The following is a 24,163-nucleotide window of genomic DNA, read 5'->3' as shown; positions in this document are numbered from 1 at the left end:
GCCCTCGGCAGTTCGCCAAGGGAACCGCACCTGCACGCAGGGCCTAGGAGCCGGCATGAGCAACGGAGACGTATTCCTCGGTGAGGTCATCGGTACGGCGATTCTGATCCTCTTCGGCGCCGGCGTGGTCGCCGCCGTCGTACTCAACCACTCCAAGGCGAAGGACGCCGGCTGGGTCGTCATCGCGTTCGGCTGGGGCTTCGGCGTGCTCGCCGGGGCGTACACCGCCGCCCCGCTGTCCGGCGGGCATCTCAACCCCGCCGTGACCCTCGGGATCGCCGTCGACACCGGGGACTGGGATCAGGTTCCCGTCTACATCGCCGGACAGATGGTCGGCGCCATGCTCGGGGCGGTCCTGTGCTGGCTGGTCTACTACGCGCAGTTCCGGGCCAACGCCGAGGAGGAGCTCGCCCAGCCCACGCTCGGGATCTTCTCCACCGGGCCCGCGATCCGCAATCCCGTGGCGAACCTGGTCACGGAGATCATCGCGACCGTCGGCCTGGTCCTGCCGGTCCTCGCCTTCGGCCTGACCAAGGGCCTCGGCGAGTCCGGTACCGCGGTCCTCGTCGTCGCCTTCCTGGTGGTCGGCATCGGTCTGTCGCTCGGCGGGCCCACCGGATACGCCATCAACCCGGCCCGTGACCTGGGCCCGCGCATCGTCCACACCCTGCTGCCGATCCCCAACAAGGGCACCTCGGACTGGGGTTACGCGTGGATCCCGGTGGTAGGCCCCCTGATCGGCGGGGCGTTGTCCGGGGTGATCTTCAACGCAGCCTTCTGAACACGCCTTTGTGCAACGCAGCTCTTTGAATCGCAGCCTTTGCGAAACGCAGCCTGTGCAGGAATCGACGAAGGGGACGTCATGACGGACAAGTTCGTCGCCGCTATCGACCAGGGCACCACCTCGAGCCGCTGCATCATCTTCAACCAGGACGGCGCGATCGTGGCCGTCGACCAGCGCGAGCACCGCCAGATCTTCCCCAAGCCCGGCTGGGTGGAGCACGACGCCACCGAGATCTGGTCCAAGGTGCAGGCCGTGGTCGCCGGGGCGATCGCCAAAGCCGGGCTGCGCGCGGACCAGCTCAGCGCGCTGGGCATCACCAACCAGCGCGAGACGACCGTCCTGTGGGACCGAGCCACGGGCAAGCCGGTGCACAACGCGATCGTGTGGCAGGACACCCGCACCGCGGCCCTGACCCACCAGCTCGGCGGCTCGGACGGCCAGGACCGTTTCCGCGAGCAGACCGGGCTGCCGCTGGCCACCTACTTCTCGGGGCCGAAGGCGGCCTGGCTGCTCGACAACGTGCCGGGGCTGCGCGCGCGTGCCGAGAACGGCGAGATCGCCTTCGGCACCATCGACTCCTGGCTGATCTGGAACCTCACCGGCGGCACGGACGGCGGTCGGCACGTCACGGACGTGACCAACGCCGGACGGACCATGCTGATGAACCTGGAGACGCTCCAGTGGGACCAGTCCATCCTGTCCGCGATGAACGTGCCCGACGCCGTCCTGCCCGAGATCAGGTCGTCCGCCGAGGTCTACGGCACCGCGGTCGGCCAACTCGCGGGCGTGCCCGTGGCATCGGCGCTGGGCGACCAGCAGGCCGCGGTGTTCGGGCAGGCCTGCTACGACGTGGGCACGGCGAAGAACACGTACGGCACGGGGTCCTTCCTGCTGCTCAACACCGGCAACCGGCCGGTGCCGTCGAAGAACGGGCTGCTGACGACGATGGGCTACAAGATCGGCGGTGAGGCGCCGGTCTACTGCCTGGAGGGGTCCATCGCCATCACGGGTGCCCTGGTCCAGTGGTTCCGCGACCAGCTCGGCATCATCCGTACCGCCGACGAGATCGAACCTCTCGCGGCCAGTGTCGAGGACAACGGCGGTGCGTACATCGTGCCCGCCTTCTCGGGTCTGTTCGCGCCCTATTGGCGTTCGGACGCGCGCGGGGTCGTCACGGGCCTGACGCGATACGTCACCAAGGCGCACCTCGCGCGGGCCGTACTGGAGGCGACGAGCTGGCAGACGCGCGAGGTCGTGGACGCCATGTACCAGGACTCCGGGGTGCAGATCACCACCCTGAAGGTGGACGGCGGCATGACCAAGAACAACCTGCTGATGCAGCACCAGGCGGATGTGCTCGACGTGCCGGTGGTCCGGCCGAAGGTGTCCGAGACCACGTGTCTCGGCGCCGCGTACGCGGCCGGGCTGGCCACGGGCGTGTGGAACGACCTGGACGAGCTGAAGTCGCACTGGCAGAAGGACGTCGAGTGGACACCGAACATGGAGGCGTCCGTGCGGGACCGCCAGTACCACAACTGGCACAAGGCCGTGGAGAAGAGCTTCGGCTGGGAGGAGGACGGCGAGAACTAGGCACGCGCGCGTGGTGCCGTCCAGCGGCGGCTCGTACCCCGGTCGGCGGGGGTAGGGGCCGCTCCCCCGCCGCTCCTCCGCCTCAGGTGGTGACGGTCTGACGGTGGCGCGCCGAGTACGCCATCGCGTGCTGGACGACGCCTACGAGGACGTTCTTGACCGATTGCTTGTCCCGGGCGTCGCACAGCACGATGGGTACGTCCTCGTCGAGGTCGAGGGCCTGCCGTACGTCCTCCTCGGGATAACGGACGGCGCCCTCGAAGCAGTTGACGCCGACGAGGAACGGTATGGAACGCCGCTCGAAGTAGTCGATGGCGGCGAAGCAGTCCTCCAGGCGGCGCGTGTCGGCGAGCACGACGGCTCCCAGCGCGCCCTCGGACAGTTCGTCCCACATGAACCAGAACCGTTCCTGCCCGGGTGTGCCGAACAGGTACAGCACCAGGTCTTCGCGCAGGGTGATGCGCCCGAAGTCCATGGCGACGGTGGTGGTCCGCTTGCCCTCGACACCGCTCGTGTCGTCGATCGGGCGTCCTGCCTCGGTGAGCAGTTCCTCGGTGCGCAGCGGCCTGATCTCGCTGACCGCGCCCACGAACGTGGTCTTGCCCACGCCGAAGCCGCCGGCCACCAGGATCTTGAGCGTGACGGGCTCGACCGGCGGCTTGCCGCGCTCAGAACGCCCGAAGATCATTGGTCTCTTCTCCTGCTTGCTGGGGGTCGGGTCGACGGCGGACCATGGCCTTTGCTTTCGCGGAGGACGTCAGTGGCGACGGCGTCCACGGGTTACCCAGGTGTGCCAGCGTGTCGTCACGTCCGCCTCAGCGGAGGGTCGTCGACGATCGGTCAGATCATATCGGCAGGCGCGTTCCTGCGTTCGCCGCGCCCATCCGGGACGTTCCGTGAGCGCGCGCTGCGCTCACGGAGCGGTCCGGGTGGGCGGTGCGACCGGTCACAGGGCCCGGAGTCCGTCGATCACGTCGCGCAGGATGCTCTCGTCCGGAAGCTCGGCGGGCGGCACCGGCCGGTTCACATGGACCCACTCCGAGGCGACGAGGTCGCCTATGAGGACCCGTACGACCCCGATGGGCAGGTCGAGTTCGGAGGACAGCTCGGCGACCGACTGCGGGGTGTCGCGGCACAGGTCGACGATGTCCACGTGCTCGGGGGACAGCGAGTGGTCCCCCTCGGGGTCGGCCGCGTGGGATTCGGCCACGACGACCGCGATCAGGTCGAGACGGTGCTGACCGGCACTTGTGGTGCGGCCACGCGTCATGGCGTACGGACGGACCACCGGTCCGGCCTCGTCGTCGAACCAGTGGCTTCTTCCCTGACCGTCTGTGCTCATGTCATCTCACTACCCGCCCTGAGGCAGATCGGTGCGTGGAGCGGCACCGAGATGCGCACCGACCCGCTTGACCAGGAGCGTCATCTCGTACGCGACGAGACCCACGTCCGAGTCGGCGTCCGAGAGGACGGCGAGGCAACTGCCGTCACCCGCGGCCGTCACGAACAGGAACGCGTCGTCCAGTTCCACGACCGTCTGCCGGACATTGCCCGCCTCGAAGTGCCGGCCCACGCCCTTGGCCAGGCTGTGGAACCCGGACGCCACGGCGGCGAGGTGCTCACTGTCCTCGCGGGTCAGGTCCCTGGACACGCCGGTCGGGAGGCCGTCGCTGGAGAGCACGAGGGCCTTGCGGATGCTCGCGACGCGATCCACCAGGTCGTCGAGGAGCCAGTTGAGCTCGCCGGACTTGTCGGTCGCCTTCGGTGCGGTCATCGACCGTCCCCCTTAGTCGTTCGTTGTGGTGCTGTGCCGCCGGACGTGTCGTCGCCCTCGGCGTTCTCCTCACGGCCGCGCTGCCAGCCGCGCTGGAGCGAGGCCATGCGGCTGCGTACCTCGTCGGCGTCCCTATCGGCGGGCTCCGCCTTGTTCTGGGGGCGCCGCTCGGGAGCCTGCTTGAGCTGTGGGGCCAGGTTGGCCTGTCGTACGCGGCGGGGCAGCGGAGCGCTGCCGGTGCCCGCGTCGACGGGCTCGCGGGCGGCGCCGAGGGGCGGCCTGCCCGAGCCGGACGCACCGGCGGCACCGCGGGCGGAATCGCCCCAGCCGGGCCGTACGGCGCCGCCCGGGGCGGAGTCGGTCACGTCGTTCCTCCCGAGGGCGTCCACGGCCGGACCTACGGCGCCGAGAGCGGACGTGTCCGAGCTCGGCCCACTGGTGGCACCGGTGGCCGGATCGTCCGCGACCGGGCCGCTCGACGCGATCTCGGCACGCCGGGTGCGCCGGGGCAGGGCGGGAGCGCCGGGGGCCTCGCCGGTTTCACGGCCCGGGAATGCCGAGGAGCCCGGTGTCTGCGTCAGCTCGTCGAGGCGGTCGGCCACGCCGGTGCTGCGCCGCAGGGCCGCGGCACGGCGGCGGCTGGGCAGGGTCGGCGGTTCGGAGCGTGCGGGTCCCGGCCCCACCGAGGGGGTGGTCTGCGCCCGGGACGCGCCCGGACCGGTCACCGGTGGCCGGCCCGTCTCCTCGCGTCCCGTCCGCTCGTCGGTGACCGGGCGTCCGTGAGAGCTGACCAGCTTGGGGGTACGGCGGCGGGACAGGGACACCGGGGCGTCCGGTCCGTCGTCGCCGATGTCCGCCCCGCCGGTTCCAGAGGCCTCGTCGTCGACCTGGGCCAGGGAGCGGCGCGGTCGGAACAGTCCGCCGCGCTCGCTGTCCTCGGACTCGAGCACGCCCGGGAGATCGCTCAGGGTGTCCAGGTCGACGGGGGCCTCCAGCTCGACCGGGCCGTCCAGGATCGCGGGCGGCATGCCCGGCAGCTGGGCCGGTCCCCGGGTGAGCGCGACGCGCCGGGACTGCTCCAGTTCGGCCTCCTTCGGCGGCCGGGGGCGGTCGAGGCGGAAGCCGATGCCGTTGGTGTCGGGGACGTCGTCCGTCAGCAGCGCTTCGGGGATGAAGACGACCGCGGTCGTGCCGCCGTACGGCGAAGGCTGCAGCGAGACCCTGACGTTCTGCCGCTGGGCGAGCCGGCTGACCACGAAGAGCCCCAGCCGGTCGGTGTCGGAGAGCTCGAACTCCGGGGTCTCGGCGAGCCGGAGGTTGGCGTCCAGCAACGCGTCGGCTGCCATGCCGAGTCCGCGGTCGTGGATCTCCAGGGTGAAGCCGTTGGCGACGCGCTCGCCCAGGACCTGCACGGCGGTGTGCGGCGGGGAGAACACCGTGGCGTTCTCCAGGAGTTCGGCCACGAGGTGCGTGAGGTCCGCGACGGCGGGGCCGGTCACGGCGACCCGGGGCAGCCTTCGGACCTCGATGCGCTCGTAGTCCTCGACCTCCGCGACGGCGGCGCGGACGACGTCCATGAGCTGGACGGGTTTGCGCCACTGCCGGGAGGGGGCCGCGCCGGAGAGGATCACCAGGCCCTCGGCGTGCCGGCGCATACGGGTCGTCAGGTGGTCGAGGCGGAACAGGTCGGCGAGTTCGTCGGTGTCCTCGGTGCGGCGCTCCATGGTGTCGAGCAGGGTGAGCTGCTTGTGCAGCAGGACCTGACTGCGACGGGCGAGGTTGACGAAGACCTCGGAGACACCGGCGCGCAACTCGGCCTGTTTCACGGCGGCTTCGACGGCGGCGCGCTGGAGGGTGTTGAGGGCCTGGCCGACCTCACCCATCTCGTTCTTGTCGTACTCCAGGCGCGGGACCTCGGTCTCGATGTCGACCTGTTCGCCCACGGAGAGGCGGCGCATCACGCTGGGCAGCCGTACGCCGGAGGCCTCATGGGCTTCCAGACGCAGTTGCCTCAGGTCGCGGATGAGGCCGCGGCCGACGCGCACGGAAAGGACGAGCGAGAAGAGCAGGGCGATCAGGCCGAGGACGCCGACGGCGGCCGCCTTGATGATGACGCCCATCGCGTCCGGCCGGACGCGGTCCTGGAGGCGGTCGCCCGCCTGGTCGTCGAGCTTGGCGAGTTCGTCGAGTGCGGTGCCCGCGGCGGCGTCCCAGCTCTTGGCGCTGACGCTGCGGGCCGTGCCGGGCTCCGCCTTGGCGACGGACTGTTCGGCGGAGCGCAGCGGAGCGGTGGCGGCGTTCTTCCAGAAATCCTCGTAGCGGTCGCGCTCCGAGGCCGGCAGCACTCCCAGGCTGATCTCGTACATCAGGTTCCGCTGGGCGACGAGGTCGGAGACGTCACGGATCTCGTCGCGGGTGAGCTTGCCCACCACGAGGGCGGAACCGAGAAGGGCGTCCTCGCGGGAGAGCAGTTCGCGGGCCCGGCTGATGTTGACCAACGCCCTTGCCTGCTTGTCCAGTTCCACGTTGTCGATGCCGTCGAGGGTGGCGAGGAGGGCGTAGGCGGGGTCGACCAGGCGGTTGTACTGGTCGAGGGCCTGGAGCCGGGAGACGGTGCCGTCCTCGACACCGCGGCGCAGCGAGTCGATGCCGTCGAACGCGTCCAGGACGGCGGTGAGGCGGTCGTCGTCGTCCTGGTCCATACCGTCGCGGACATCGGGATCACGTGCGTTGCGGCGGAACTTGGCGATGGCCTCGTCGGAGGCGGTCCTTGTGCTGCGCAGCGCGGACAGGGCATCCGACGCGCGCGGGTCGGCCAGGTAGACGAGCGTCTGGCGGCGTTCCTGCTGGAGCACGCGCACGGTGTCCTCGGCGGGATAACCGATCTTCTCCGTGACGGTGGACACCTGGAAGAGCTGGGCGACTTCACGTCCCGTCAGCACGGTGGCGAAGCCCCACACCGCGATCAGGGACACCAGCGGCACGAGAAGCAGCGCCACGATCTTCCGGCGGATGGACTTCCCGCGAAAGCGCATGGCCTCCCCCAGCTCGACCCCCGCCGGCCGGGGGTACACATGTACGTCAACAAACGGCGCGAGCCTACTACCGACGCACGCGTAACTCGAAGTTGCGTCCGGCACCCGAACTTCTGCTCCGACATCGAGACATCGGGAGTTGTCCCTCCATTACGGGAGATCACCTCCTGCGACCAGGCGAGTCGTGCCGGACCGGAACTGATCGGCCAGGGCAGGTGGTTGGCTGGATTTTTTCGTTTCTTTGACGTCGCGGGGGAATCTTGAAGGAGTCTTGTTCGTCCTTCTCTTCGGGAAATGGCGGTGGATTCGGCCACAGGAGCCGCATCTGCAACTGGGCGGCGTAAAGCAGCGCAAGCCGGGCAGCCACCTTGAAGTCCGGTTGACGAACACCGGGACGAGGGAACTGCCGGCGGTGGGGAGTGACACGTGATGGGCACGGCGGAACGGCAGGAGGCGCCGGGAAGCGGCGTGGAGACAGCGAGTCCGGCGGCGCCGCGGCGCCCCGAACCGCGGGTTCTCGGCATACCGGCGGAGCCGGAGGTGCCGAGGAGGCGTGCCGCGGCCCGGGAGGAGCCGTACCGGCCATTGTGGGTCGAGGAACCCGCGCGCAGGCGTCGGCTGCCGGATCCGGTGCGGACCTCCGCGGTGCGGGCGGTGCTCATCATCGCGGTGACCCTGCTTCAGGCGATGGTGGCCTTCCTGTGCACCATGGCCGGATCCTGGCTGGCGTTCCCGATGGTGCTCAGCAGTGTGGCGAGCACCGTGGTGGCCACCTGGGCCGCCCTGGACGTCTGGGTGACCCGCCAGGTGTGGAACCAGCGCCACGGCGTGGTGTCGACTCCGAGCAGCACCGCGCGGTCCCTGCGGCGCGAACGGCGCAAGGCCCGGCGGCACGCGCGGGTCACCGCACGGGCGCAGGCGCGGATACGGCGGCAGGGCGGCGGCGCGGGGCAGCTGTCCCACCCCTGAGCGCCGGCCTTCTGAGCGGCTGAGCCTCCGTCTCCCGGGCGGCTGACTCCCTTACGGACTTACGGAGACACCGGCGCCGGACGCTTGAACATGCGCGTCGCCGTGATCTCGCTGTGCCCCGCCTCGTCCGCCTGCGGCTGCTGCGGCAGGCCCGGCCTGAGGTGTTCCTCCACACTGATGTACTTCAGGCCGGCCCTGAGGTCCGCGTCATTGCGCAGGCGGATGACGAGGGGGAACTCGGCGAGTGCCGTGGTGTCGAACAAGCCCGTGGTGTAAAGGAGTTGGACACCGAGCGCATCCGACACCGCCCGCTGGAGCTCCAGCAGATACGTCGCGTTGGCGCGGCCGATCGGGTTGTCCAGGAACAGCGTGCCGGCGTGCCGGTGCTTGTCCCGGCCCCGGTCGTTGGAGCGCAGGGCGGCCATCGTGCAGTACAGCGCGATGGCCGCCGTCAGCAACTGGCCACCGGAGAACACGTCACCCATCTGTCCGACGGGCACCCGCTCGGCGCGCAGCACCGCGTCCGGCTTGAGGATCTCCACGGCCACGCCCCTGGGCTGGAGCGCCGCCCCGACTCCCCGCAGCAGCAGGGACATTCCGTCGCGCCGCAGGTCGGAGTTCTTCTTCACCGCGGCCCTGGTCGCCTCGTCGATGACCTCGCCCAGCCGCTCGGTCAGCGTCGCCTGGTCGGGTTCCTCGAAGCGGATCCGCAGGAACTCCTGCCCGGACCACTCGCCGAGCCCCTCGGGCAGCCGGGAGAGCCGCTGGGCGGACCTGAGTGTGGCGAGCGCGGACTCCACGAGCCCCCGCAGCCGGTCCACGATCGAGTCACGATTGCGCTCCAACTGCGCCAACTCGTCGGTCAGCACCCGCAGTCGGGGCGCGAAGGCGTCCGCCCACTTCTGCGCGTGCTCGGGCAGTGCGGACGCGGGCAGTTCCCGGATCTGCTGCCGCGCGGGGGTACGCACCTGCTCGTAGCGCGTGGAGTTGGCGTGCCGGACGAGCACATCGCTCGCCTCGCGCACGGCGCCCTCGGCGGCGGACAGGTCGGCGGCGCAACCACGCACCGACCGTCGGGCCTCGGCAGCGGCCTGCCGGGCCTCCTCGGGGCTGCCCGGGTACGGCTCCGACTCGTCCTGCTCGTCCTCCATGGCGTGCTCGCGCAGCAGGTCGCGGAGCATCGCGGCGATCTCGTCGAAGCCGCCCGCCGCGTCCTCGGCGGCCCGGTGGGAGCCGAGCAGCTCCGCGTGCGCGTCCCTGGCCTGCGCCAACGCCTCGGTGCGGGAGGCGAGTTCGGCGGTGGCCGTACGCAGCAGCGCCTGCGCGTGCTCGGCGTCGCGCGGCTCCAGCTCCGGCGACAGCTCGGTGTGCGCCTCGCCGTCCTCGGGAGCGTGCCGCTCGGCCTCGCCGCGCAACCGTCCGAGCTGCTCGCTCGCGGTCGACACCCGGGTCTCCAGGAGCTGCACCAGTTCCTCGGCACGGGCGGCTGCGGCCTGCCGGGAGGGCCCGTCGGACCCGTCGGGCGACTGGAGCAACTGCGCCGCGCGCGTGCGGACCTTGTTGCTCAGCCGGTCCAGTTCGGCGAGGGCCGCGCTCTCGTCGCTCTCCGCCCGGGCCTGCTCGGCCCGCAGGTCGGCGCCGACACCCACCTTCTCGTAGAGCTGGGAGGCGGCCCGGTAGGCCTCGCGGAGTGCGGGCAGGGACGCCTTGGAGGCATCGGGGGCACTGTCCGGTACGTCGTCGGGGGCGCCGGCGATCTCGGCACGCTCGGCGCGCAGCGCGCGGGCGGTGCGGCGGGCGTCGTCGGCGGCCCGCTGGGCCCCGCGCCGGTCCTCGTCGGCGGCCCGGGCGCGGTCCAGACAGGTCTGGGCGCGGGCTTCCGACTCGGTGGCCTCGTCGGCCAGTTCACGCAGCTTGGCCTGCCAGCCGGCCCGCTCACGCAGCCGGTAGGCCAGTCCGGCGAGGGCGTCGGCGGCGCGCCGGGCCTTCTGGGCGGCCTCCTGCCGCTCGTCGCGTGTCCGCGCGGCCTCGGAGGCGGCTTCGTCGGCCTCGGCCCGCACCGTGCGCGCCTCGGCCAGTTCGGCTTCCGCCTCGTCGGCGAACACGCGCGTGTCCCGGGCGGCCTGCGCCAGTTCGACGAGCCGGCCGGCCGGACAGCCGGTACGCCAGGAGGCGAGCCGGGCATTGAGTTCACGGTCCTTGCCCAGGCGGGCGGCGAGCGACCGGATCTCCTCGTCCCGCTCGCCGGCCCGGGCGCGCAGTGCCTGGCGCTCCTCGTCGGCGGCGTGTTCGTCGTGCATGGCCGGGTTCGGCGGTACGAGGAAGACGTCGCCGCTCCGGGAGTCGGTGGCCGGGGTCGGCGCCAGCAGGGCGGCGGCCGTGCCGACGGCCACGGCGGAGCGCGGGAGCAGGGCCGCGTCGTTCAGTACCTCGCGGGCACGCGCGTGGGTGTCGGGGTCGGTGATGATCACGCCGTCGACCAGTTCGGGCCGGGCGGCCAGCACGCGCGCGTGGTCGGTGGGGTCGACGGCCTGGGCGAGGTAGCGCCAGCCGGGCAGGGCGGGGATGCCGTTCTCACCGAGGAACTCGACCGTGGCCAGCACGTCCGGGCCCGGCGGCAGAAGCCCGCCGTCACCGAGCGCGCCGAGGATCCGGGAGTCGTCGGCGGCGGCCGTACGCAGCTCGAACAGCTGGCGTTCGGCCGAGGAAACGGAGTCGTCGAGCAGCTCGCGCAGTTCGTCGGCGAACCGGTCGAGGTCCTCGGGGGTCAGGCCGCCGTCGGAGTGAGCACCCGTGGAGCCGGTGTGCGGATCGGCCCCGGCTCCGGAACTGTCGCGCCCGGTCGTGCCGTTCGCCTTCGTGCCCTCTGCCGCACGCGGTCCCGGCACGCCGCCGGTGGTCCCGCCGGTGGTCCCGGTCAGGCTCAGCAGCTCCGCCAGCCGCTCCTCGCCCGCCAGTCCCTCGGCCAGGCGTCGCTCGGCCTCGTAGGACCGGGCGGCCGCCGTGGCCGCATCCTCCGCGCGGGCGGCCGTGAGTTCCGCCCGGGATTCGGCGGCGGCCGCCTCGCGCGCGTGCTCGGCGGCCCGGTTCGACGCCTCGCGGGCGGTGTCCCAGGCGGCGACCGCAGACTTCTCCGCGTCGCTCGCGGCGAGGGCCGCGCGGGCAGGGTCGGCGTCGGGGGCGGTGTCGTCGAGCCAGCCCGCGCGCACGGCCTCGGCGGTCTCCTGCTCGACCTCGCTCAGCCGCTGGCGCAGATGGCCGATCTCGCTGCGGGCGCGCTGCGCCTCGGTGGCGGCCGACGTGGAGTCCTGGTAGGCCGACTGACTGACGTCCTGGAGAGCGGCGGACCGCTCCTCCTCCTCGTTGGCGAGCGCCTCGGCGCTCTCTGCGGCCGCGTGCAGGGCGCGGACGAGGTCGACGGCGGCCTTGGAGCGGGCGGCGAGCGCGGGGGCCGCGTCCCGCTCGGCCTCCTGGATGGCGGCGGCCACGCGTGCGCCCCGGTCGGCGGCGGCCCGGTGGCGCAGTACGGCCTCGGCGACCTGCCAGGCGGAGTGCAGCGTGCGCGCTTCGGCGAGTTCGCGCTTCTGGGCCGCGGCCGACTTCTCGGCGGCGGCGAGCGCCAGGGAGGCGTGCCGGTAGGCGAGTTCGGCGGCGATGAGCGCACTGCGCTCCCGGCCCGCCTCGGCATGTGTGACGGCGTAGGCGGCCGCGGTGACCCGCTGGGCCAGGTCGGCGGCGCGCACCCGCTCCCGCACGCCTCGCGCGGACAGCCGACGGGCCAGCGTCCGGGTACGGCGCTCGGCGCTCGTGTGGATGTCACGCGCGCGTGAGCGGGCCTCGGCGGCCTCGACGATCCGGCCCAGCAGGTCCACCGACCCCGCGGTGAACTCCCGTTCGGCGATGAGCTCGGCGCGGCGCCCCAGCTTGTTGCCGAACCCGCTGACCAAGTCGGCGAGCCCGTCGGTGTCGCGGGTGTCGGTCACGGCCCGCAGCAGCAGGTCGGTGAAGTCGGAGTCCTTCTTCACCGCGAAGAGGCCGGCGGCCTCGCCCTCGTCGGCGTTCATCTCCCGCTGGTAGCGGAAGAGTTCGGGGTCCAGTCCCAGGTCACCGAGGTGCTCGATCCACCGGTCGTGGATCTCCTCCCAGTGCACCTCCAGGTGCGGATACGCCTTGCCCGCCTCGGTGAGGGCGTCCCGGAAGCCCTTCATGGTGCGGCGACGGCCCTGCGCGGCCGACTGGCCCTCGGCGGGCGGCCGTACGGCGGTGGACTCGGCGACGGGCAGGTTGTCGAGGCTGAGGCCCGGTCCGGGCCTGAACGAGTACCAGGCCTCGGCGAACTTCCGCGGGTCGTTGGAGACCTGGCGCCCCCGCCACTCGCTGACCTTGCCGACGACCACGCACTCGCCGGTGAGGGTGTGCTGCCACTCCAGGGCCACGTGCCCGCAGTCGTCCGCGAGCAGGAACTTGCGCAGCACACCGGAGCTGGCGCCGCCGAGCGTGTTGCGGTGACCCGGCAGCATCACCGAGAAGATCAGCTTGAGCAGGACGGACTTGCCGCCGCCGTTCTCCAGGAAGAGCACTCCTGCGGGCGCGGGCCGGCGCGGCGGGCCGACGGGCTCCTCCTCGAAGAACTCCGCCTGGGTGGGCGCGGGGTCGGGCACTTCCGCGCCGACGCCGCGCAGGTCAAGCACGGTGTCGGCGTAGCGCGCACCAGCAGGACCGATGGAGTAGAGGCGGACCCGGGACAGCTCGTACATGGCGGACTCTCGTAAGTCTTCGGCAGGTCAGGGAAGTTCAGGAGTGGAACGGCAGCCCGGCATCGGCCACCAGCTCCACGTCGTCGCCGTCCTCGGGCGGCAGCAGCGTCGGTGTGCCGTCGGTGACGGGGACGACTCCCAGTTCGAGGAGTTCGGCCATGGCGGCGCTTCCGGCCATGTCCCGCACCTGGAGCTGGTAACGAGCCGTGGTCCGGTAGGTACCGCCGTTGTCGTCCCCGGTGCGCTGGAGGAACCCGGAGTCGGTGAGGAAGGCGGCGGCCTTGCCGACGATGCCGGTCGTGGACCCGGCGAGACGGCGCGCGTCCTTGGTCGCACCGGCCGCGCTGCGTCTGGCCCAGATCCGCCAGGCCGCCTCCAGGCCCGGAGCGTCGGTGGCCGGGTCGGTGTTCTCGCCGACCTCCTCGGCCCGCTCCTCGAGGCGCCGGCAGGCCTGCCGTACGAAGGCGTCGACGCCGTTGACCGAGACCCGCCCGATGTAGCCGTCGTCGGCGAGGTCCTCGGGCCGCGGGAACGCCATGGCGGCCACGGCGAGATGGGCGAGGCCGTGCAGGAAGCGGTCGCCGCCGTCGGCGGACGTACGACGCGCGTAGTCGCCCATCCGAACGGCGAACACCGAGTCCTCTGCGGCGGTCACGGCCATCCCCGCGCGCGGGGACACTTCGAGGACGACAAGGCCGAGTCCGGCGGCGACGGCGTCGGCGAGCCGCGCGAACGGGGGGTCCTCCCGGTAGCGCCGCAGCAGTTCGGCGTACTCCTGGTCCCGCGCGGGCTGCAGTTTGGGCTGCAGCCCGAAGGCGACGAGCCGAGCGGCGTCGGCGGCGTCGGCGGGGGTGACGGCGGCGGGCGCCGACGGGGTCGGGGCCTCCGTGTCGCTCCACTCGACTTGCTCACTCACGGCTTGGGCTCCTTGTCACGCTGCTTCTCACTCATGCTGCCTCTGTCCGGTCCGCCGCCATCCCCGCGGCGTCCAGCAGGGCTGTGCCGACGATGAGGTCGGCGCCGCCGAAGTCCGGATCGTCCAGTTCCGTCCCGTCGTCCACGGCGAAGAGGAGCTTCTGCTCGCCCTGGCGGTAGGCGGTGCCGACGGCGGGGCTGGCGGCGTGGATCGCCAACAGGGCGACCAGGTAGGCGAGATCGAACCCGCCGGTCCGGCGGGCGTCCGCGAGCAGTCCGGAGAGCCGTCGCGGCGCGTCCGCCGGCAGGTCGAGCAGCTGCTTCGCGGAGGCCAGTTGCTCCTCGCTGAACCGGCTGTCGTCGGGGGTGGCGATGAGGTCCGGCTCCGGCATCTCCGCGCCCAGGTGCTCCCGTTCCATGGGCGGGGTCAGCAGTATGTCCACGAGGTCGCCCACCCGGACCGACACCGGGGTGCGCAGGCCGGTCCCGCGCGCGAAGAACGCGTCGGTGACCCGGGTGGCCTGCTCCAACGGCAGGGGCAGCACCGGGGCGACGAGGTGGCCGTAGAGGTCTATCCCCGAAGTCGTCATGGGGGTGGCGAAAGCCTGCCGGTCCTGTTCGGCGCGGAACAGCGGGCCGGCCTCAAGAAGTCGGGACTGGAGCTGGGTGTGGCGCCGGATGCAGTCCTTGACGATGTCGACGAGTTCGGCGGCGCGCCGCTTCTGCTCGGCGTCCTCGGACTCGTCGCGCGCTTTGCGGATGTTGGTCAGGATCGCGTTCTCGTGGCGGTACCGGTCGGCGACGTGGTCGAGCGCCTCGGCGATCATGTCGGGCACGGAGTTGAGCCAGTCGACGGCCCGGACATTGCGCCGGGTGGCGTCCAGCGCCCTGCGCAGGGTCTCGGAGTACTGCACGGTCCGGTAGCGGGCCTGCTCCGCGGCGAGCTGGGCGTCGGCCAGGCGGCCGCGGCTGATCAGCACCTCGAGCTTGACCTCGGCGGCGATCTGGGCGCTGGTGACGTCGGTGTCGAGGGCTCCGACGAGGACGTTGACCGCCTCGTCGGTCGTCCGGAGATACACCGAGCCGCCGGGGCCCGGCACCTCCTCGATCAGCTTGAAGTCGTAGTCGCGCCGGACATAGGTGCCGTCGGGGTCGAAAGTGCCGTAGACCGCACGGAAACCGCGGTCGACGCTGCCGACGTTGATCAGGTTCTCCAGGACCCAGCGGGCCACGCGCTCGTGCTCGGCGACGGGTCGCTGCGGGGCCTGGGCGGCGATGCGCGGGATGAGGCGGGCGACGATCTGGTCGTGGTCGGCGCCGGTGTCGAAGTCCATGTTCAGGGTGACCAGGTCGATGGCCGCGAGGGCCACCTCCGCCATGCCGTAGACCGAGTACTCGCCGGCGAGATTGGCCTTGCGCGCGTCGAGGTCGTGCAGCGGCGCGGTGCAGGCGAGCGCGCGCAGCCGACGCGCCAGTCCCTCGTCGGCGGCCGGGCCCGGTGCGGGGCGCGGCCCCGCGCTGAACTGGGGCGGAACGCTGTCCGTCGTCGCAGGCGAAGTCACGGTGCACAGACTAGGTCCTCGGTCTGACAACTCCCCAAACGGCGCGGATCGCCTCCGGCGGTTGGACGGGGGACCACCGGTTGTGGTGCGTCGGCAGGCCGGTGGGGGCTGGTCGCGCTGGTCCCCGCGCCCCTACGGGGCGTTCACCCTGCGCCGGTAGACATCGACCACTCGTTCCAGCGAGTCGCGCAGATACACCGCCAGCAACTTTTCGGCCGCACCCTTGTCGCCGGTCTCGAGCGCCCCCAGGATCTGCTGGTTGCGGGCCAGGTACGGCTCGTGGAGGGCCTTGGGATCGTCCACGACGTGGAAGGCCAGGCGGAGTTCGGCGAAGACGCTGCGCATCAGTTCGTCGGTGCGGTCGCTGCCCGCGAGGGCGACGAGTTCACGGTGGAAGTGGATGTTGGCCGTGCCCAGCGTTTTCCAGTCACCTTCGCGCACCGCCCGCTGCCCCTCCCCGACCGCTTCGGAGAGCGCGTCCAGGGCGTACGGCGGTTCACCCAGTCCGCGGACGACTGCGCACTCCACGAGCTCACGGGTGCGGTAGATGTCCTCCACGTCCTCGACCGCCAGGACCCGGACGAACACGCCGCGGTTCAGCTCGTGGACGAGCAGCCGCTCGTGCGTGAGCAGCCGGAAAGCCTCGCGCAAGGTGTTGCGGGAGACCCCCAGCGCCCCTCCGATGCTGTCCTCCGACAGCCGTGTCCCCGGCGGGAAGTAGCCCTCGGCGATACGGCTCCTGAGGATGTCCGAGACCCGCTCGGCCGTGCTGGTACGGCCCAGGAGGGCACGGTCGTCTGCCAGTCCGCTCAGCTGCTCTGCCATGCCCGGAATTCAACCGCAGACACGAGAACGAAACAACAGGGGTATTGAAGGATCGTTGAACGATCCTCTACGGTGCTCTACACCGCACGGCTCAGCTCCGCATCCTCCGTCCTCCCTCTGCGAGGTGCTCATGAGCACGACCCCGCCCCCGCCCCCACAGCCCCTGACCGATCACCCCACAGCGACCGAACATCCCGCCGAGGACGGGGCGTTGGGCTGGTACCGCGCCCTCGGTCCACGCGGTCGGCGTGCCTTCGCCGGTGCGTTCGGCGGCTACGCCCTCGATTCCTACGACTACTTCACGCTCCCGCTGAGCATGGTCGCGCTGGCCGCCTCCTTCGGCCTGAACAGCGGCCAGACCGGCCTCTTCACCACCGTCACCCTGCTGGCCTCCGGCATCGGCGGGGCCCTGGCGGGAGTGCTGGCCGACCGGGCCGGCCGGGTCAGGGCGCTGATGATCACGGTGGTGACCTACGCGATCTTCACCGTGGCCTGCGGCTTCGCCCCCAACTTCGAGTCGCTGCTGGTATTCCGCGCCCTGCAGGGCCTCGGTTTCGGCGGGGAATGGGCGGTCGGCGCGATCCTGGTCGCCGAGTACGCGAGCGCCAAGCACCGGGGCCGCACGCTGGGTGCGATCCAGAGCTCGTGGGCCGTGGGCTGGGCCCTGGCCGCGATCATGTACACGCTGGTGTTCTCGGTCTTCGACGACGGCACGGCCTGGCGCGTGATGTTCTGGACCGGTGCGCTGCCCGCGCTGCTCGTCGTCTGGATGCGACGCCGGGTCCAGGACGCCCCGGAGGCGGTCGCGGTGCGCGAGAAGAGCGCCGGCAAGGGCTCCTTCGCGGCGATCTTCAAACCGGACCTGCTGCGAACGACGATCTTCGCGGGGCTGCTGTCCACCGGCGTCCAGGGCGGCTATTACACGCTCGCCACCTGGGTGCCGACGTATCTGAAGAGCGACCGCGGGCTGTCGGTCGTGGGCACCGGCGGCTATCTGACCTTCCTGATCTCCGGGGCCTTCCTCGGCTATCTGACCGGTGGTTACCTCACCGACCGGCTGGGCCGGCGGCGCAACATCTGGCTCTTCGCCCTGCTGTCGGCCGTCTGCATCGTGGCCTACGGCAACATCCCCAGCGGAGCCAACACCTGGCTCCTGATCCTCGGCTTCCCGCTCGGGTTCTGCATGTCGGCGATCTTCAGCGGCTTCGGGTCCTATCTGAGCGAGCTGTACCCGACGGCGGTGCGCGGCTCGGGCCAGGGCTTCACGTACAACGCGGGCCGCGCGGTCGGCGCGGTCTTCCCGACCACCGTCGGCTTCCTGGCCGACAGCTGGGGTGTGGGCGGGGCGCTGGTCTTCGGTGCCATCGGCTACGGCATCGCCGCCCTGGCCCTGCTCGGACTGCCGGAGACCCGTGGGAAGGAACTCGCATGAACCGCACGGAGGACCGCCCTCTGACCCTCGCCGACGAGCACGCGCACGCGTGGAGCCCGGCCGAGGCACGCGCCCGCTTCCGCGCGGGCCTGGCCGGCCCCACCGCCGGGGTCGCGGCCGGCCACACCCAGGCCAACCTGATCTCGGTGCCCGCCGACTGGGCGTACGACATGCTGCTGTTCTGCCAGCGCAACCCGAAGCCCTGTCCGGTCCTCGACGTCACGGACGCCGGCGACCCGACCACCGTCCTCGCCGAGGGCGCCGATCTGCGCACCGACCTCCCGCGCTACCGGGTGTGGGAGGACGGCCGGCTGGTGGACGAGCCGACGGACGTGCGCGCACACTGGCGTGACGACCTCGTTTCGTTCCTGATCGGGTGCAGTTTCACCTTCGAGTGGGCACTTTCGGAGGCGGGCGTCCCGATCCGGCACATCCAGCAGGGCCGGAACGTTCCCATGTACGTGACCAGTCGACAGTGCCGTTCCGCGGGGCGGCTGCACGGACCCATGGTGGTGTCCATGCGCCCGGTGCCACCGCAGCACCTGGCCGCCGCCCTGAGGGAGAGCAGTCTGCTCCCGGCCGTGCACGGCAGCCCGGTGCACTGCGGCGATCCCTCCGGGCTCGGCATCGACGACCTCGGCCGCCCCGACTTCGGTGATCCGGTGGACGCCGAGCCCGACGACATCCCGGTGTTCTGGGCCTGCGGAGTGACCCCGCAGGCCGCGGTGATGGCCTCGCGCCCGCCGTTCGCCATCACCCACGCACCTGGGCAGATGTTCCTGACGGACGCCCGCGACGAGCAGTACAGAGTGGCCTGAAGACCCCCACTGGAGTCCCTTGAGAACCTGTTGAGAACCCTGGAAGGAGATACGAGACCTCCATGACCTCGATCGATCTGAACGCCGACCTCGGCGAGGGCTTCGGCCGCTGGCAGCTGACCGACGACGAGCAACTGCTGTCCGTCGTCACCAGCGCCAACGTGGCCTGCGGGTTCCACGCCGGTGACGCGGTCACCATGCGCCGGGTGTGCGAGCTGGCCGCCGCGCGCGGGGTCCGGATCGGCGCCCAGGTCTCCTACCGCGACCTCGCGGGGTTCGGGCGGCGCGCGATGGACGTGCCGTCCGCCGAGCTGACGGCCGAGGTGGCCTACCAGATCGGCGCCCTGGAGGTCTTCGCCCGGGCGGCGGGCACACGCGTGTCCTACGTCAAGCCGCACGGCGCCCTCTACAACCGTGTCGTCCACGACGAGGAGCAGGCCGCCGCGGTCGTCGCCGGCGTGCTCCTCGCCGACGCCACGCTGCCCGTGCTGGGCCTGCCCGGCTCGCGTCTGCTGGAGGCGGCCGGGAAGGCGGGCCTGGAGGCCGTCACCGAGGCCTTCGCGGACCGCGCCTACACCGAGGAGGGCACTCTGGTGCCACGCGGCCAGGAGGGTGCCGTGGTCACCGATCCCGAGGCGGTCGTGGAACGCTCGCTGGGCCTGGCCCGGGACCACGCGGTCACCGCCCGCTCCGGGACCCGCATCGAGGTCGAGGCCCGCTCCCTGTGCCTGCACGGCGACACCCCGGGCGCGGTGGAACTGGCCCGACGGGTGAGACAGCGCCTGGAGTCCTCGGGCGTCCGGGTGGAGGCCTTCGTATGAGGGCGCTGCGCGTCGGGGACGACGCTCTGCTCGTCGAGGTGTCCTCGGGCGAGGAGGCCCAGGCCCTCCACGCCGAGCTGGTGCGTCGCCGCGCGGAGGGCTCGCTGTCGGTCCGCGAGATCGTGCCCGCGGCCCGCACGGTCCTCCTCGACGGTCTTGCCGACCCGGCCCGTCTGACCGCCGAACTCACCGACGCGGAGGTGCCGCCCGCTCCCCCACGCGCGCGTGAGGTGATCGAACTCCGGGTGCGCTACGACGGCCCGGACCTGACCGACGTGGCCGCGCACTGGAACGTCTCCCCCGAGGAGGTGGCCCGCGTCCACGCCGGCACCGAGTTCACGGTCGCCTTCTGCGGATTCGCTCCCGGCTTCGGCTACCTCACCGGCCTGCCCGCCCGCTACGACGTCCCGCGCCGGGCCACCCCGCGCACGGCCGTCCCGGCGGGTTCGGTGGCGCTCGCGGGCCCGTACACCGGCGTCTACCCGCGCTCGTCGCCGGGCGGCTGGCACCTCATCGGCACCACGGACGCCGTTCTGTGGGACCACACACGCGTGCCGGCCGCGCTGCTCTCGCCGGGCGCACGGGTGCGCTTCGTACCGATGGGGGCGGCATGACCGACCGCGCCCTCTCCGTCGTCCGGGCCGGAGCGCTGACCACCGTCCAGGACCGGGGCCGCCCGGGCCACGCCCACCTCGGCGTCCCCCGCTCGGGCGCCCTGGACGGTCCGGCGGCCGACCTCGCCAACCGTCTGGTCGGCAACCGCCCCGAGGCGGCCGTCCTGGAGACCACGCTCAACGGCTGTGCGCTGCGCCCCCGTTCGACGGTCACCGTGGCCGTCACGGGCGCACCGTGCCCGATCGCGGTGGACGGCCGTCCTGCGGCCTGGGGCGCGCCGGTGCGCGTGCCGGCCGGAGCACTGCTGACCGTCGGAACGGCCGTTTCGGGACTGCGCAGTTACGTGGCCGTCTCGGGCGGAATCGCCGTGGAGCCGGTTCTGGGCAGTCGCTCCACGGACCTGCTGTCCGGCCTGGGCCCGACCCCCCTCACGGACGGCGCGGTGCTCCAACTGGGCACGCCTGGCCCGCTCCACACACGCGTGGACACGGCACCCCAGCCGGCACCCCCGGCAGAACTCGTCCTCCGCGTCACGCTGGGCCCCCGAGACGACTGGTTCACCCCGGAAGCGGTACAGACCTTCACCTCCCGCGCCTTCCAGGTGTCCTCGGCGAGCAACCGCATCGGCCTGCGCACGGAGGGGCCGGCCCTGGAGCGGGCCCGGCCGGGCGAACTCCCCAGCGAGGGCATGGTCCTGGGCGCGGTCCAGGTCCCGCCGAACGGCAGGCCGGTGATCTTCCTCGCCGACCACCCGACCACCGGCGGCTACCCGGTGATCGGAGTGGTCCGAGAGACGGACCTCCCGGCGGCGGCCCAGGCGGTACCGGGAACGCCGGTGCGCTTTGTGAAAGTAGGTCGCCGGTAACCGGCCCAAAGCAACGCATATCCGACCCAGGGTGAGGCAGCGCGGGGCCTCATGACATACCCCCGGCTCATAACGAGCCCGACGACCTCCGTGTCGTGCGCGGCGAGGAACGCCCGGACCGCCGTGTCCCACCCGAAGCACTCCGCACGCGCGCGTACGGTCTCGCGGCGCTCGGCCTCGGGCCGTCCGAGCAACATGTCCACGGCGTCCGCGAAGGCCTCCCCCCTGTCGGCGGCCACTGCCCGCGTGCCGCACGCCATGGCCTCCAGCGCGGTCGGCCCCGAAGATCTCGGCCGGTCCAGGGGCCAGGCACACGTCGGCGGAAGCCTGGAGGGCGCCGAGCAGCCCGCTGTCGGAGAGGTGCCCGAGGAAGGTGATCGGCAGCCCGCGCTCCCGTGCCCGCTGCTCCAGACGCGGCCGCAGCGGCCCGTCCCCGGCCACCACGAGCGCCACCCGCCGCCCGCGCCGTACCAGCGCCTCCAGGGTGTCCAGCGCGGTGCGGGGGCCGTTTCTCCACGGACAGCCGGGTGCAGGTCACGAGGAGTGTCTCGTCCTCGCGCGCGCAGCGGTCCCGCAGTCCCGCGTTGCGCAGCGCCGGGCGCCGCTCGACGAGGTCGACGCCGAGTGGGGCCCGTACGACGTTGCGGGCGCCGATCCGCACGAACTCCCGCTCGGCGAACTCGGTGGTGCACACCACGCGCGCGTACGTGTGCGCCGTACGGACGTTGGGGGCGTCGGCGGCACGCCGGGCCGCGCCCTCCGCCTGGCCCCAGGTGCACAGCACGCCGTCGGCGGTCCCGTGGGAGACACCACGGCGGGAACCCGGGCGCGCCGGGCCCACCCGGGTCACGCGCCGCTTGTCGACGAGGACGCGGCACCCGCCGGTGCCGGGAAGCGGGCCCGGCAGGGTGACGATGCGTCCCTGCTCGGGCAGACGGTCGCTCGCGTGGTCGCCCGGCACGATGAGCACGGGCTCGTGTCCCGACGAGGAACGTCCCATGAGCGTTCCGCTGCGCACCCGAGCAGGTCGGGCGACGTCCATGCGCACCCGACCCACGGGTCGTCCGGAGTTCACCGGACGGGTGTGACAGGGCCCTGATGCGCACACCCGAAGGCGGTGTCACATGGCCGCGGTGTCCGGTCCGATACGGCTGCGGACGGCCGTCTGGACCTCGGCCTCCTCGGCCGGATCGGCGGCCAGCCTGCGCAGTCGCTCCACGACCCGGGCGTCGCCGGTCTCGGCGTGCCGGGCGGCGATCTCGCGGGTGGTCTCCTCGCAGTCCCAGAGGCATTCGACGGCGAAGCCGGTGGCGAAGGACGGATCTGTGGCGGCGAGCGCGCGGGCGGCGCGGCCGCGGAGGTGGGAGGAGGCCGTCTCCCGGTAGATGTGGCGCAGCACGGGGGCGGCGCAGGCGATGCCGAGGCGTCCGGTGCCGTCGACGAGGGTCCACAGGGTGGCCGCGTCGGGTCCCTCGCCCCGTACGGCCTCCCGGAGGGCCGCCAGTACGAGGTCCCGGTCCTGGGCTCCGCCCAGGCAGGCGAGCATGCGTCCGGCGGCGGCGCCCAGCGGATCGGGCCTGCGAGCCCAGCCACGCGCGCGGTCGACGGCGGCGATACTGCGCATGCGTTCGAACGAGTCGAGGGCGGCTTCCACGACGGCCGGTGAGCCGGTGACGGCGGCCAACTCGATCAGATCGAAGACGTCGGGGTCGTTGCTGTCGGAGAGATAGCGCAGAGCGGTGGCCCGGGCCCCGTCGGTGCCGTCCTTGGCGACCGCGATGATCTCGGGCCGGTCCTCGGGTCCGGCGACGGCGGCCAGGCAGCGGGCGGCGGGCACATGGAGGGCGGCCCCGCGCTCGACGCCCTGCTGGGCCCACTCGAAGACGGCCTGCACGCTCCACCCCGGGCGGGGCCCTGCGGGTCGCATCTGGCGTTGCCAGCGGTCGAAACAGCCGGACTCCTGAGCGGCACGCACACGCGTGGAGACGGATGCGCGGGGATCGTCGGCCCACAGCCGCCATGGCCTCGGTTCGAAGGCGTCCCGGACGGCGGCGGCCAGTTCGGCCTCGCCCTCGGGATCGGTCCCGAAGCGGGCGAGCACGGGCGCGGCGAGGGCCCGCAGGCCGGCGTCGTCGTCACGCAGCGCGAGTTCGTCCAGCGCCCAGGCCCAGTTGGAGCCCGAGGCGGCGTACCTGCGCAGCAGTTCGAGCGCGTCGCGCCTGCCGTAGGAGGCGAGGTGACCGAGGACGGCCAGGGCGAGGCCCGTGCGTGACTCCTCGGTGTCGAAGACGTCGTCCACCTCGAAGAGGTGCGCCTCGATCTCGTCCAGCTCGCCGCCCAGGTCGAGGAAGAGACGGGCGTAGTACAGCGAGCGGTTCTCCACCTGCCAGTCGTGGCGGGGATCGCGCAGCACGCAGTGGTTCAGGGCCGCGAGCGCCTCGGCGCGCGGGGCGGTGAGCGCGTGCAGTGTGCCGTCGCCGCGGCCCCGCTGGAGCAGGCCGAGCAGCGTGCCGCTGGGCGCTATGACCGGATCGAACATGGGAAACAGCCTCACATCAAGCGTCGACGCAACCGGGGACGTGCATTACCTGGCCGCGTGACAACACGTCGGGGCGCCCGCCGTTTCCTGCTTGCTGTAAGCCATCTTCCTCTGCCTCTCGTCGGTGGCCCATACGGACCGTGTCACGGTCCGCGCGGTGCGGCATCAGCTGCCCGGCCATCACGTCCGTGAACCACGAGGTCATGATGACTCGGCACTTCCATCTGCCGCGACCGAAATTTCGGCGGCCTTGTACCGCCTCCCCCGTTGTGAGTGTTTTCGCTGGTCAGAGCATGCGGATCAGTGTGCGGCGAACAGTTCGAGCAGTTCGGTCCGGCCGAACATCCGGGCGGTGTCGAGGGCCGAGGGGGTGCCCTCGGCCGGATCGGCGCCGCCCTCCAGCAGGGCCTCGATGACGTCCGTGGAGCCCTTGAAGACGGCTCCGGCGAGCGGCGTCTGCCCCCGGTCGTTGACGCCGCCGGCCGCCGCCCCGCGGGCGACGAGCGCGCGCACCGCGTCCGCGTGACCGTGGTAGGCGGCGAGCATCACGAGCGAGTCCCCGCGGTCGTTGGTGAGGCCCACCGGAACACCCGCGTCGACGTACGCCACCAGCGCCTCGGTCTGCCCCTGCCGGGCCAGATCGAAGATCTTGGTCGCCAGCTCCACGACCTCCGGGTCGGGGGCTTCAGTCATCGGCCGGACCGCCTCTCATACAACCGTTCAGGTGAATCGCAAGGGTACTGGCTCACGCGGCAGATGACCCGAAGTGCCGGAGGTAAAGATCACCACAGCTCCGCCAACTCAGTGAAATCGCGAAAAATTCATTCATTTGCACCTTTTGTCGTATGGATACATGCTGTGA

The 24,163-nt window shown here is 72.0% G+C and carries 18 protein-coding genes and 1 pseudogene; 8 read left to right on the top strand and 11 right to left on the bottom strand.

The features are described from left to right. Window positions 1–55 precede the first annotated feature (55 nt). Both ACGFWE_RS35480 and glpK read left to right on the top strand, forming a co-directional pair. Window positions 56–781: an MIP/aquaporin family protein gene (locus ACGFWE_RS35480; RefSeq protein ID WP_352389890.1), complete on the top strand. Its 726-nt coding sequence runs from the start codon at window positions 56–58 to the stop codon at window positions 779–781. An 81-nt stretch (window positions 782–862) separates the two neighbouring features. Next, window positions 863–2,374, top strand: a complete 1,512-nt coding sequence (gene glpK, locus ACGFWE_RS35475; RefSeq protein WP_352389891.1) for a glycerol kinase GlpK — start codon at window positions 863–865, stop codon at window positions 2,372–2,374. An 82-nt stretch (window positions 2,375–2,456) separates the two neighbouring features. On the opposite strand, the gene ACGFWE_RS35470 is transcribed toward glpK, so the two are convergent. The 4 genes from ACGFWE_RS35470 to ACGFWE_RS35455 form a co-directional block, all read right to left on the bottom strand. Further along, window positions 2,457–3,062 (bottom strand): ATP/GTP-binding protein, encoded by a 606-nt coding sequence (locus ACGFWE_RS35470; RefSeq protein WP_352389892.1) that lies wholly within the window; start codon window positions 3,060–3,062, stop codon window positions 2,457–2,459. Between the two features lie 258 nt (window positions 3,063–3,320). Next, on the bottom strand, window positions 3,321–3,716 hold the full coding sequence (locus tag ACGFWE_RS35465; RefSeq protein ID WP_352389893.1) for a DUF742 domain-containing protein: 396 nt from the start codon (window positions 3,714–3,716) through the stop codon (window positions 3,321–3,323). Window positions 3,717–3,725: 9 nt separating this feature from the next. After that, window positions 3,726–4,148, bottom strand: a complete 423-nt coding sequence (locus tag ACGFWE_RS35460; protein ID WP_352389894.1) for a roadblock/LC7 domain-containing protein — start codon at window positions 4,146–4,148, stop codon at window positions 3,726–3,728. Beyond that, window positions 4,145–7,183 carry a nitrate- and nitrite sensing domain-containing protein gene (locus tag ACGFWE_RS35455; RefSeq protein WP_393604192.1) on the bottom strand — a complete coding sequence of 1,013 codons (3,039 nt, stop codon included), beginning with the start codon at window positions 7,181–7,183 and terminating at the stop codon, window positions 4,145–4,147. Before ACGFWE_RS35455 ends, ACGFWE_RS35460 begins: the two co-directional genes overlap by 4 nt. A 429-nt stretch (window positions 7,184–7,612) precedes the next feature. On the opposite strand from ACGFWE_RS35455, the gene ACGFWE_RS35450 reads away from it, so the two are divergent. Continuing rightward, window positions 7,613–8,152, top strand: a complete 540-nt coding sequence (locus tag ACGFWE_RS35450; RefSeq protein WP_352389896.1) for a hypothetical protein — start codon at window positions 7,613–7,615, stop codon at window positions 8,150–8,152. Window positions 8,153–8,211: 59 nt separating this feature from the next. On the opposite strand, the gene ACGFWE_RS35445 is transcribed toward ACGFWE_RS35450, so the two are convergent. The 4 genes from ACGFWE_RS35445 to ACGFWE_RS35430 form a co-directional block, all read right to left on the bottom strand. Then, a complete protein-coding gene (locus ACGFWE_RS35445) occupies window positions 8,212–12,909 on the bottom strand; it encodes a hypothetical protein (RefSeq protein WP_393604190.1) in 4,698 nt (1,565 codons plus the stop codon). A gap of 37 nt (window positions 12,910–12,946) precedes the next feature. Continuing rightward, the gene (locus ACGFWE_RS35440; protein WP_352389898.1) at window positions 12,947–13,825 is read right to left on the bottom strand and encodes a hypothetical protein; all 879 of its coding nucleotides are present in this window, start codon (window positions 13,823–13,825) and stop codon (window positions 12,947–12,949) included. Window positions 13,826–13,856: 31 nt separating this feature from the next. Then, complete coding sequence (locus ACGFWE_RS35435; RefSeq protein ID WP_352389899.1) at window positions 13,857–15,386, bottom strand: hypothetical protein; 1,530 nt, start codon at window positions 15,384–15,386, stop codon at window positions 13,857–13,859. A gap of 132 nt (window positions 15,387–15,518) precedes the next feature. Continuing rightward, window positions 15,519–16,211 carry a GntR family transcriptional regulator gene (locus ACGFWE_RS35430; RefSeq protein WP_352389900.1) on the bottom strand — a complete coding sequence of 231 codons (693 nt, stop codon included), beginning with the start codon at window positions 16,209–16,211 and terminating at the stop codon, window positions 15,519–15,521. A 130-nt stretch (window positions 16,212–16,341) separates the two neighbouring features. Between ACGFWE_RS35430 and ACGFWE_RS35425 the strand changes: the two genes are divergently transcribed. The 5 genes from ACGFWE_RS35425 (at window position 16,342) to ACGFWE_RS35405 (ending at window position 20,762) form a co-directional block, all read left to right on the top strand. Beyond that, window positions 16,342–17,643: an MFS transporter gene (locus ACGFWE_RS35425; protein ID WP_393604187.1), complete on the top strand. Its 1,302-nt coding sequence runs from the start codon at window positions 16,342–16,344 to the stop codon at window positions 17,641–17,643. Beyond that, entirely contained in the window at window positions 17,640–18,461 is an 822-nt protein-coding gene (locus ACGFWE_RS35420; RefSeq protein WP_352389902.1) for a putative hydro-lyase, read from the top strand. Before ACGFWE_RS35425 ends, ACGFWE_RS35420 begins: the two co-directional genes overlap by 4 nt. Window positions 18,462–18,523: 62 nt before the next feature. Then, window positions 18,524–19,282 (top strand): 5-oxoprolinase subunit PxpA, encoded by a 759-nt coding sequence (locus tag ACGFWE_RS35415; RefSeq protein ID WP_352389903.1) that lies wholly within the window; start codon window positions 18,524–18,526, stop codon window positions 19,280–19,282. After that, window positions 19,279–19,896, top strand: coding sequence for an allophanate hydrolase subunit 1 (locus ACGFWE_RS35410; protein WP_352389904.1), 618 nt, complete (start codon window positions 19,279–19,281; stop codon window positions 19,894–19,896). Before ACGFWE_RS35415 ends, ACGFWE_RS35410 begins: the two co-directional genes overlap by 4 nt. Then, a complete protein-coding gene (locus ACGFWE_RS35405) occupies window positions 19,893–20,762 on the top strand; it encodes a biotin-dependent carboxyltransferase family protein (protein ID WP_352389905.1) in 870 nt (289 codons plus the stop codon). The genes ACGFWE_RS35410 and ACGFWE_RS35405 overlap by 4 nt, the downstream gene beginning before the upstream one ends. Window positions 20,763–20,845: 83 nt before the next feature. Here the strand turns inward: ACGFWE_RS35405 and ACGFWE_RS35400 are convergent. From ACGFWE_RS35400 to ACGFWE_RS35390, 3 genes and pseudogenes are all read right to left on the bottom strand, one after another. Further along, a pseudogene (locus tag ACGFWE_RS35400) lies at window positions 20,846–21,804 on the bottom strand (glycosyltransferase); the annotation flags it as partial. A gap of 78 nt (window positions 21,805–21,882) precedes the next feature. Then, on the bottom strand, window positions 21,883–23,301 hold the full coding sequence (locus ACGFWE_RS35395; RefSeq protein ID WP_352389906.1) for a HEAT repeat domain-containing protein: 1,419 nt from the start codon (window positions 23,299–23,301) through the stop codon (window positions 21,883–21,885). Window positions 23,302–23,601: 300 nt separating this feature from the next. After that, window positions 23,602–23,994, bottom strand: a complete 393-nt coding sequence (locus ACGFWE_RS35390) for an ankyrin repeat domain-containing protein (protein ID WP_352389907.1) — start codon at window positions 23,992–23,994, stop codon at window positions 23,602–23,604. Between the last annotated feature and the right edge of the window lie 169 nt (window positions 23,995–24,163).

This window comes from Streptomyces sp. NPDC048523, assembly GCF_043199815.1.
GTDB lineage: Bacteria > Actinomycetota > Actinomycetes > Streptomycetales > Streptomycetaceae > Streptomyces.
This window is presented reverse-complemented; position numbering and strand designations above follow the sequence as displayed.